This is a genomic window from Nocardia farcinica, from assembly GCF_001182745.1.
Classification (GTDB): Bacteria; Actinomycetota; Actinomycetes; order Mycobacteriales; family Mycobacteriaceae; genus Nocardia; species Nocardia farcinica.
Genome location: NZ_LN868939.1, coordinates 2,617,846 through 2,627,175, shown reverse-complemented (window position 1 = coordinate 2,627,175; position 9,330 = coordinate 2,617,846). Strand labels below are relative to the sequence as shown.

11 protein-coding genes are annotated in these 9,330 nt (G+C 64.8%); 2 read left to right on the top strand and 9 right to left on the bottom strand.

The features are described 5' to 3' along the window. Window positions 1-45: 45 nt before the first annotated feature. The 6 genes from AMO33_RS29060 to AMO33_RS29035 form a co-directional block, all read right to left on the bottom strand. Window positions 46-966, bottom strand: a complete 921-nt coding sequence (locus AMO33_RS29060; RefSeq protein WP_060594985.1) for a P22 phage major capsid protein family protein — start codon at window positions 964-966, stop codon at window positions 46-48. A 19-nt stretch (window positions 967-985) separates the two neighbouring features. After that, window positions 986-1,726 (bottom strand): hypothetical protein, encoded by a 741-nt coding sequence (locus AMO33_RS29055; RefSeq protein ID WP_139337620.1) that lies wholly within the window; start codon window positions 1,724-1,726, stop codon window positions 986-988. Between the two features lie 147 nt (window positions 1,727-1,873). Next, a complete protein-coding gene (locus AMO33_RS29050; protein ID WP_060594983.1) occupies window positions 1,874-2,158 on the bottom strand; it encodes a hypothetical protein in 285 nt (94 codons plus the stop codon). Beyond that, on the bottom strand, window positions 2,155-3,927 hold the full coding sequence (locus tag AMO33_RS29045) for a phage minor capsid protein (protein WP_060594982.1): 1,773 nt from the start codon (window positions 3,925-3,927) through the stop codon (window positions 2,155-2,157). Before AMO33_RS29045 ends, AMO33_RS29050 begins: the two co-directional genes overlap by 4 nt. Window positions 3,928-3,951: 24 nt before the next feature. Further along, entirely contained in the window at window positions 3,952-5,490 is a 1,539-nt protein-coding gene (locus AMO33_RS29040; protein ID WP_082668835.1) for a phage portal protein, read from the bottom strand. Between the two features lie 79 nt (window positions 5,491-5,569). Next, complete coding sequence (locus AMO33_RS29035; protein ID WP_060594980.1) at window positions 5,570-6,691, bottom strand: hypothetical protein; 1,122 nt, start codon at window positions 6,689-6,691, stop codon at window positions 5,570-5,572. A gap of 44 nt (window positions 6,692-6,735) precedes the next feature. Between AMO33_RS29035 and AMO33_RS31905 the strand changes: the two genes are divergently transcribed. Then, window positions 6,736-6,930 (top strand): hypothetical protein, encoded by a 195-nt coding sequence (locus tag AMO33_RS31905; protein ID WP_139337619.1) that lies wholly within the window; start codon window positions 6,736-6,738, stop codon window positions 6,928-6,930. 61 nt (window positions 6,931-6,991) lie between these two features. On the opposite strand, the gene AMO33_RS29030 is transcribed toward AMO33_RS31905, so the two are convergent. Beyond that, window positions 6,992-8,284: a PBSX family phage terminase large subunit gene (locus AMO33_RS29030; RefSeq protein ID WP_240327350.1), complete on the bottom strand. Its 1,293-nt coding sequence runs from the start codon at window positions 8,282-8,284 to the stop codon at window positions 6,992-6,994. Beyond that, window positions 8,281-8,763: a helix-turn-helix domain-containing protein gene (locus tag AMO33_RS29025; RefSeq protein WP_060594979.1), complete on the bottom strand. Its 483-nt coding sequence runs from the start codon at window positions 8,761-8,763 to the stop codon at window positions 8,281-8,283. The genes AMO33_RS29030 and AMO33_RS29025 overlap by 4 nt, the downstream gene beginning before the upstream one ends. 125 nt (window positions 8,764-8,888) lie before the next feature. Between AMO33_RS29025 and AMO33_RS31900 the strand changes: the two genes are divergently transcribed. Further along, entirely contained in the window at window positions 8,889-9,119 is a 231-nt protein-coding gene (locus tag AMO33_RS31900) for a hypothetical protein (RefSeq protein WP_159033828.1), read from the top strand. On the opposite strand, the gene AMO33_RS29020 is transcribed toward AMO33_RS31900, so the two are convergent. Next, window positions 9,088-9,330, bottom strand: coding sequence for a DUF7427 family protein (locus AMO33_RS29020; protein ID WP_060594978.1), 243 nt, complete (start codon window positions 9,328-9,330; stop codon window positions 9,088-9,090). The genes AMO33_RS31900 and AMO33_RS29020 overlap by 32 nt on opposite strands.

Genomic DNA, 9,330 nt, shown 5'->3' with positions numbered 1-9,330 from the left:
GGCCACCACACCTGAGTGTGGTGGCCCGGTGGCGGCGGAGGCGGATCAGGCAGCCAGTTCGCCGCGCAGCAGCACGCCGCGGTTGGCGTCGAGGGTCTTGGTGCCGAACAGGATGTCGACGCTGATGACGTCGGACTTCAGGTTCATGTCGTAGTCCTGCACGACGCGCAGGGCCAGGCCCTTGTAGGACTCCATCGCGCCCCAGGTGTTGGAGCGGGGCAGGGCCAGCGGCGCCGAGGCCAGCGCGAGCGCGGTCCGGTGGAACGCCAAACCGACCTCGGTCGTCGGCTGACCCGAGGCCGGGGAGCTGGCGGGCTGCACGATGTTCTGGGTCATGTAGGCGTCGAAACCGAACAGGTTGCGGCCGATGGAGCCCTCACGCAGCGCGGCGGTCGAACCGGACTTGTCGGCGTGCTTGATGATGTCGCTGTTCAGCCAGCCCGCCCGCGCGGTCGGACCCACAACCGCCGAACGCTCCGAGGTCGGGACCTTCTGGATGTTCAGCAACCGGTCCGCTTCGATGAGCACTTCGGGCTTGTTCCACTCGAAACCGGTGCCGGTGCCGGCGACGGCGGTGAAATCGGCCTTGGCCTGGGCGATGATGGCGCGGTCGACTTCCTGGGCCAGCGCCTCGCAGGCGGGCATCAGGAACTGCTCGTCGAAGTCCTCCAGGCGCAGGGTGAGGTCCTGGGCGGTGATCGCGAAGGAGACGTCGCGGTGCTTGTCGAGGGTGACGGCCACGCTGGTCTCGGTCGCGTTCTGGACGGTGATCGACGGCGAGGCCGGGTTGAAGGTCTGTGCGGTGAAGGTGGCCGGCTTGCGGATGGTGACCGTCGAGCCGATCTTCTGGCCGCCCCACTCCGAGGAAACATCGGTGTAGACGAGCGGGACCATGCACAGGTTTTCGTACAGGTTTGCCAGCGCCTTCTTCGCGATGACGCTGGGGGTGAGCAGAGTGTTAGCCATTTATGGCTCCTTGAATGCGTTAGGCGCTGTCGCGGTTTCCGCGGAAAGTGCGCCGGTAGTAGTCGATGTCCTTTTCGGCTGCGGGGTTGGGGGCCGCGTTGCCGCCGGACAGGTCACCGCCGCTACGAGGAGCCGACACCCGGTCGGTCGCCTTCTTCAGCTTCGGGTTGTTTTCGACCGCCGCAGAAACGATCGCTTCCACCTGGGCAGCGAAATCGTCGGCGTCAGTGTCGAGAGATTCGATTGCCGCGTTTACCGAGCGGGAATCGAGGAGAGACGCCAGGTCGCCGTCGACTTTGGAGGCGGCGGCGGTGAGTGCGTCTTTGCGTGCATAGTTGCGGAGCTTTTCGGCTGCGGCGTCGCGTTCGGCGGCCAGCGCCTGTTCGCGTTCCTGTGCCTGCTTCAGCAGCTCCGCGGGGTCGGGTGGGGTGTCGTCCTTGATCAGGCCGAGCGCGCGCCCGATCTGCTCGGACAGCTCCCGCTGCGCTTTCTCGGCTGCCTCGCGGGCGGCCTGTTCCGCTGCTTCTTTGCCCTTGATGCGGGCGGCTGCGGCTTCGTCGCGCAGTTTCTTGACGTACTTCTCGTCATAGGTTTTCTCGGCAGGCTTGTCCTCGGTGAGGGAATCAGCCGCGGGTTCGGATTCGGTGCCCTGTACATCGGCACCGACTTCCGCAGTCTCGACCGTTTCCACCTCGACGGTTTCAACAGCCTCAACCGGAGCGTTTTCAGTTGTTTCCTGGTGGGTGGCTTCGTCGGCCATGAATGTGCCTCCTGGACACGCGAAAATCACCCGTTCGGCGACCTGGCCAGAAAGGGTGGTGAAATGACGAAACCCCCAGAACCTTTAACCGAGAGTTAAAGGGTGGGGGTTGGGGCTCCGCGTCAGAAGGCGGAGAAGACTATAGGGTTAGGCGTCGTCGTCGGTGGTGATCCCGAATCGTCGTCGCATTTCCTGCTCGGCGCGCGCGGCGTTCGACCCATCGAGCTGCCCGGCAAAAGCTTGTTCAGCCGCGTCGATCAGGTCAGGGGTCACATGCGGGTAGGCGGATGCGATCGCCATCAGCGCCTCATCCACGTCGTCGTCGACACCGTTGTGGCTGTAGACGACGCCTCGATCGACCGCTTCACGAAGGGCCGCTTCGAACAGCTGCCGCTTCTCCGCTGTGGTCAGCGGGCGGGTCGGGCGAGTCACTGTGGCCTCCTGGCCTTGTCGAGTAGCAACTGGTACAGGACCTTCGCAGGCTCACACGCATCTTCGCCGCGGATCTCCACTTCGGCAAACGACTCGGCCAGTGCCTCACGAAGTTCCAGCCCGCCTTCTTCCTTGAAGCAGTACTCGCTGAGTTGGTGCAGCCAGATGTTGAATTTCCGCATCCAGTCCTGGGGCTTCTCGCCTGGCTGGAGCGGGTAGTTCTGTTGGTAGTAGCGGTCGAGGGTCCGGGCCACTTCGGCGCGGGCCCCGTGGTTACCGGCAACATCGAGGACGTGCCCGAACTCGTGCACGATCGTCGCGTAGACGGGACGGCGGTCGAACCCGGGCGGATGGAAGCCGCTGGCTACATCCTGGGCTGCTGAGGTGCGCCAACCCTCATAGTCGCCGGCGAACATCTCGTTCATCAGCAGCTGTTCGACGTACCAGTCGCCGCCATCGCGGGATCGGCGGCTCGGGGTTCGAGCGTTGATCCGGTGGGCGCGAGGGTCGCGAACCTCGCCGATGGCGATGACGTTCGGTTGCATCTGCGGGTAGCGGGTCATCATGTCGTGCACTGCGCGTGCGTACTCTTGCGCGACCGTGAGCGAGACACCCGGTCGGTCGAAACCTTCGACGCGTACCGGATGCAACTGTTCGAGGATCGCGGCGACCTCGGCGGGGCTGGTCGCGTCGTCGAACGGTGACGGCGGGATGTCTTCGGGGAGGTTGTCGCGGTTCGGTCGGTCCTCGCCCGAGCCCTGCCGTGCCATCGCGGGGGCTTCACCGTTCCGCATCGCGGAATCGACCACCGCGACCCGCTGCCGCTGCCGCTCCCGGCGGACGACCGCCCGCTGTCTGCGGCGAGCCTGACGTACCTCGTCGGGGACACGCACCGCTGCGGGCGGGGCAGGGTCGTCGGGTGTCCACACACTGAGGGTGTGGCGGCAGCCGGGATGCCATAGGCCGCGGGCTCGCGCTTCCGCGATCGAGCACAGCACGGTGACAGCGACGGGCCGCCCGTTGCTGGCAGCGCGTGATACGGCGCCGACCGTGGTGCCGGAGATCGACAGCACTTGTCCCTCGAATGGGCGGCATCGTTCGCAGGCGCCGCTGACGTCGGAGACGATTACCAGGTCGTGGCCGTCGGCTTGGGCTTGGGCGCAGTAGGCGTCGACTTCGGCGCGGGTGATCGCGGATCGGACGGTGACTTCGACGTAGGAGACGAGGTCGTATCGGCGTCCACGTGCGTCGATGAACCCGGTGATGCCCTGGCGGGCGAAGGCGTGCAGGGCGCGTTGCACGACACGAGCCCTGTCGACCGGGCCACCGGTTTGTCCGGCCTGTTCGGCTTGGAGGGCGTCGTAGACGGTGCGCCGGTACACCGATTCCAGAACCCGCGGCACATGGTCGTGGGTTGCGCGGACGGTGGCCAGAGTGTCGTCGATCAGGCGTCGTAGCTGCCGTTCGTCGGGCGGGTTGTGGCGGCCGGGTAGGTCGCTGCGTGCTGCGGTGGCGCCGTCCCGCCAGGCACCGGTCAACGCCGTCGTCAATCGTGCAGGTAGTTCACGGTCGGTGGCGGTGATGATGGTGTCGACGTCGCGGCGGAACTTGCCCAATCGCATGAGGAGGCGTCGTGCCCAGATCGCGAGGTGCCCGATGCCCGGTGCGAGGGTTTTCGCCAGCAGTTCCAGCAGTTTCCGTTCGGTGCGCCGGTAGAGGCGCACGACCGGTCCGGCGCGGCGGTCGCCATAGGAGGGGGTGAGAGGCATCAGGCTGCCTCCTTCACCTCCGCGTCAGGCTCGACCTGGCCGGTCGGGGTCAGGGACCTCGTAGGTGTTCTCCTTGAGGATCCGGGCGACTTCTTCGGCGACTTCGGGGTTGGACCAGTTGGGGTGGAGTTCCCGCACCGCGGTCTCGGTTGAGATCAGCTGCGCTGTCTTGAGATTCGCCATCGCAGTGGACAGGGCGATAGGGTCTTGGTCGACGCGGACCGGGAACTTCATTTCCGGGTCGGCTTTCAACCCGTAGTCAGGCCGGTTGTAGACGATGCGGTCGAGTTCGAGCATCGTGCGTGCGAGCGGCTGCAACGCCGACTGCCAGTACAAGATCTTCCGCGCCCGGGTGGTGTTGCTTTTGTCCTTGCGCGCGGACACTTCGGTGGCGGTCATCGTGCCGGTGCCGCTGTCGTCGAAATCGCCGACCGAGTAGCCGCACGCGCGCAGGATCTCCTTGACCAGCCGCTCGCACGTCTTCGCGTGTTCCTCGACCCGGATCGCGAACTGCTGCGCCTGCACCAATCGGGCGCCGGTGTCGTCGTTGACAGACATGCTGTCCGACGGGACGGGTGTGAAGATCTGCTGTTCCGGGTCCCAGGAGGCGCCCTTGCCGGGTCCGTTGTCTTCAAGAAGTTCTTGGGCGACGAACAGGCGGGCCTTGGCGAGGTCGAGGTCCCGCATCCACGACGACCATGCTTCGTCGAGGGCGTCGAAGAGTGGTTCGACGCCTTCGAAGTCGGAGCGGCCGAGCGCGGACAGTTGCGGTACGTTGCGCCAGCGGCGGGCGGGCCGCACGTTCGGCACGTACGCTGCGGTCAGGCCCTCCACCCCGGTTGCGACAGACGAGTTTTCGTCGACCAGTTCCGCCGCCCACGTCATTGAATCCAGCGAGTCCAGGGGCATGCGGCGTCCGATGTTGTCGCCGTCGCCGAGGTAGAGGGCGTGTTCGATGCGGCCGGGTTCGTGGTGCTCCAGGTGTCGCCAGGTGCCGTGCTTGTCCTTGGCGACGATCGTCCAGAAGGTGACGGCAGCGAGCTGGCCGTATCGCCATTGCGGGATGGCGGCGTCGGGGCCGACCGCGGACAGCATCACCTTGTCGGTGGACGATTTGTCCCACCACAGGCGCAGGAACACCCCACCTAGTGCGGCTTGGACTTCCGCGCCTTCCAGCAGGGTGGCGACGGTGTCAGCGCCGTCCAGCAGTTCGTTCAACCGGGCTTGCGCGTCCTTCAGATTGGTGGCGTCGCCTTCGGTGAGAAGCCAGGACGGCGGCTGCCCGAACAGGAGGTCTGCGGAAGTGGTGGCGACGTCGGCTGCGGCAGGGACGTGCAGGCGTTTCGAGTCCTGAAGGACGGGGCGGCCCCACCAGAACCGTGCCAGGCGGCCGATCACTCCTCCGCGCAGCTGCGAGGTGCGGGGGGCGGGGAGTTGGTGTTGTCCGGAGTAGACGGCCTGGAGCACGTCGGTGTCGCCGGACCACCATGCGCTGAAGACGCCGTAGGCGTCTTGGGCGATGTCGAACGGTTCGGGCGGCCAATCGCCGTGAAAGTCAGGCATCGGCACGGTGCGCCTCCAAGGGGGAATGTCTCGGGAAGCGCCCGCTACCGGTGGCGCTATGAAGTTCGGGGTCCGCGCATCAGACGAGGCTCATTCGGGAGACTTCGCCGTCGCGGAGTAGGTAGGTCAGGCCGCCGCGTTTGGCGTCTTGGCCGTGGGCGTCGCGGTACCAGTCGGATCCGCAATCGAACGTCGAGGAGGAGATGCGGATCCGTTGAGCGCTGGTCTGGACCTCCCAGGAGTGCTGGTGTCCGTGCTGCAATACTTGTGCGCCGGCGGGGTTTTGGTTGCCGAAGCACTGTTCCTGCCACCATTTGAAGCCTTGTCCGATGCGCCATTGGTGGCCGTGGACGACGGTGACGGTGGTGGAGCCGACGGGGACGGTCATGCTGCCGTTCCACTTGTTCGGCACCCGCACTTCGACGTGCCCGAACGCGGCAGGGTTCATTTCGAGGGCGTCCGATACCGCGATCGCGGCTTCGGTGGCCCATCCGTCGCCGGGGTAGAAGTTCTGGGCGCGGGAGTGCTCGTCGTGGTTGCCGTTGACGACGTCCAAATACACCTTGTTGGTCAGTGGCGCGAACTGTTCGACGGTGTGGAGCATGAGGCGGCGCAGGATCCGGACTTGCTCGGTCACGGTTTCCTGGGTCAGCCACAGGTTCTTCGAGTTCTGCGACACCGAGCCTTCGATGCAGTCTCCTGGCATGGAGATTTGGACGCCCTCGATACCGTGGCGGGTCAGATGCCCGAACTCGGTGACCGCTGCGTCGACACTGTCGAGGTAGCGGGCGACGATCTGTTCGGTGCTTCCGTCGCGGGAGCGTTTGCCTAGTTGGAGGTCTCCGGCTTGGTAGACGAAGAAGTGTGGGCCGCCGCCGACTGGGTTGTGCGGTTGGTGCTCGTTGACTCGGTTGATGAGTTCGTCGAGGTTGGACGGCGCGGTTTTGGGGGCGATGTGGAACCGGTAGGCGGCTAGCCATTCGCCGTTGAACCCCTGCCAGCGGGATACACGCGGGTGGCCGACGATCTGCACCTCATCGGGGTTGTAGCCGAACTGTTCGAGCAGGTCGGTGTAGGAGGTGGGCGGTTGGGCCAGTGCGCCTGTCTGGACGTAGCCCTGTTGGCCGTCGAACTCGGTGCGGGGCCGGTATTCGACCTCTTGCGCGGTGGGCTGTTTGGAGAGGTCGTCGGCGAGGCTCACGCGGTTTTCTCCTGTCGGGGGTAGCAGGAGCAGCGGCGGCGGCAGTGGCGACGGAACTGGGTTTCGCGTGCGGGGCAGCCGTTGCGGACCGCGATGGTGTGGAGGTCTGCGACGGCGCCGCCTCGTTCCAGGAACTCGGTGAATGCGGCGGCGTCACGTTTGTCGAGTTCGCTGAGCCATTCCCCTGTTTTGCAGGGCGGGCGCGGCTTTTCGAAAGCAGCTACTTCGTCTGCGAATGACATTCCGGCCTCCATAGTTTGTGATCAAAACTATGGTATCGCTGCTATGCAACCAGGGGTTTTATGCCGCGTCCGCGAGTTTGATGTAGCGGCGCCACTTCCGTTCAGCAGTGACGATCAGATAGCGAAGAGCGTCGATACCGTGGTCGTTCAGCTTCACGACCTGGTCCTTGCCTTCCGCGCTGGCCTTCTCATCCCACACATAGGCGGGGATCTCTTTGAGAAGTTCTGGGCATCGGTCGGTGAACTTGAGCTTGCCCGCACCCATGAGCGCAACCATCGTCCGAATCCCGTAGGTGACGTCCTTGTTCGCTTTCGCGTTGGTCAGGCCGTCTTGCTTGAGCTGGACCCGGAAATCCAGTGCCGAGGAGTCCACGAAAACAGGTGCGGTCAGTTTCGGTGGGTTGTCGGGGTCGTCGCTGGGATGGTGTGCGCTGTCGATCCACGCGCGGACACCCTTCGACAGTTCGACGTTGGACCAGCGCGCCGCCTCCGAGTCGGCCTTGTACCGCCACTCGTCCATCACATACAAAACGTCGTCAACCCCGTGCCCGACCATGACAGCATGGGTGGGGTTGGTGGTGCCGTGGTCGATCCCGACACCGAGGATCCACCGCATGTCCGGCAGTTCTTCCCACGGAATCACATGGGTTTCGCGGTCGAACATGTCGAACACCGCGCCCTCGGCGGCCACCCACTCCCCCAGGATGAACCGCTTGTAGAAGACGCCGGTGAACTCGGCCTTCTTGCGTGCGATGTACTTCGCTGACAGTTGCGGGTTGTCCTCCATGTAGAAGTTCCAGACCTGGACATCCATGCCCTCTTCGCCGACGCGGTCGATAAACTTCTTCTTCAGATAGTGCTCGGGATTGTCGGGGTTGGTCGTCGCCAGGCAGCGCGCGCCAGGTTCTGAAAGGCGGCCCTGAAGCTGGGTCCAGAAGTTCTCCGGCAGCAGTGTGGCTTCGTCGACGAGGGCGAGGTAGATGGTGGAGCCGCGGATCTTGGATTCCGCTGATTCGTCGTTGGCGCCGATCAAGTGAACGATGCGGCCGAGGATGACGGCCGTGGACGAGCCTCTGGTGTGGTGGATTTCCTTCGCCAGCGGCCCGAACAGCGACTTCTTCTGCATCGGTTCGAGAATGTTGCGCTCGATCGTCTGCAACGTTCGGCCGATGATGACGAGCATGGCGTCCTCAGGGGCTTTGGCAACGCCGATGAAGAACGCGACGATGCTGGCGATCGACTTGCCTGAGCGGATCGCGCCGTTCCAGATGTTGATCGCGGCTTGTTCGCATTCGACGATGGAGGCGATCTGCTTGCGCGACATCGACAGGTTTCCCGTGTCGAGGGTCACTCGTCGCCCCCGTCGTCTTCGTCGCTGTTCTCAGCGTTCTTGTCGAGGGTGTATGCCGTGTGCAGTGCTTCGACAAGCTGGCCAACCATCGACTTGGATTCTTCGCTGACGTTGCCCTTGGCGTCTGCGACTACCTTCAACTCGGCGTGTTTGTACAGGCCGAGGAGTTTGGCTCGCTGGTCTTCGATCGCGAGCGCGCGGTCGATCTTCCACGTGTCGCCGTGTGTGGCGTCGTTCCAGATGCCCGCCAGCATCGCGTCGAACCGCTGCTGTTGGATCTCTATGTACTCTTCGGCGTTCTCGCGGGTGATGTCGCGGATGGCGTGGCTGATCCATTTGGAGACGGTGGTGCGGCTGACCCCCATCTGTTCGGCGATGTCGGCTTGCGAGATGCCCGATAGCCGGAGTTCGAGTGCCCGGTTGCGGCGTTCTTGGGTTCCCGCGCGCTGTTCCGGGGAGAGTGTGTGTTTGCGTGCCATGCTGGCGTACCTCCAGGATGCGCGGCGACACCTGGCCGGTCGCGATCTGTTGGGGGTGGGGCGGCTGCCACCTGGGCAAGCCGGTGAAGTGTGTTGTCGAGGGTGCACACTGTTGAATGCGGTGCATGCTCGGTATGCTGGCTGGTATGGATGACCAGTTGGCGTTGCTGGCGCATTACGCGGATCAGATCGACCACTACACGCGTGCGCGGGATGTTCTGCTGGTCGAGTTGCGGTCCCGGGAGGGGCGTCGTCCGACGTGGGAGCAGTTGGCGGGCGCGTTGCGGTTGTCCCGTACTGGGGTGATCAAATTGTTCAAGCGGGTCAGCGGCGCAGCAGGTTCGACACCTGCGTGAACGGGTCCAGTCGGCGAGGGATGGCGCCGAGGAGGTGTGCTGCGGTGGTGATGATCGCTGCACGGGTGAGGACCGGGTGTTTGGTGATGCCGCGGGCGCAGGCTGCGGTGAGCAGTTCGTCTGCGGGGGCGGCGATTTCGTAGATGGTGACGACGGTGAGGAGGGCGAGCCAGGTGGGGCCGCCGCGGAGCCGGGACCGGTAGCCGTCCAT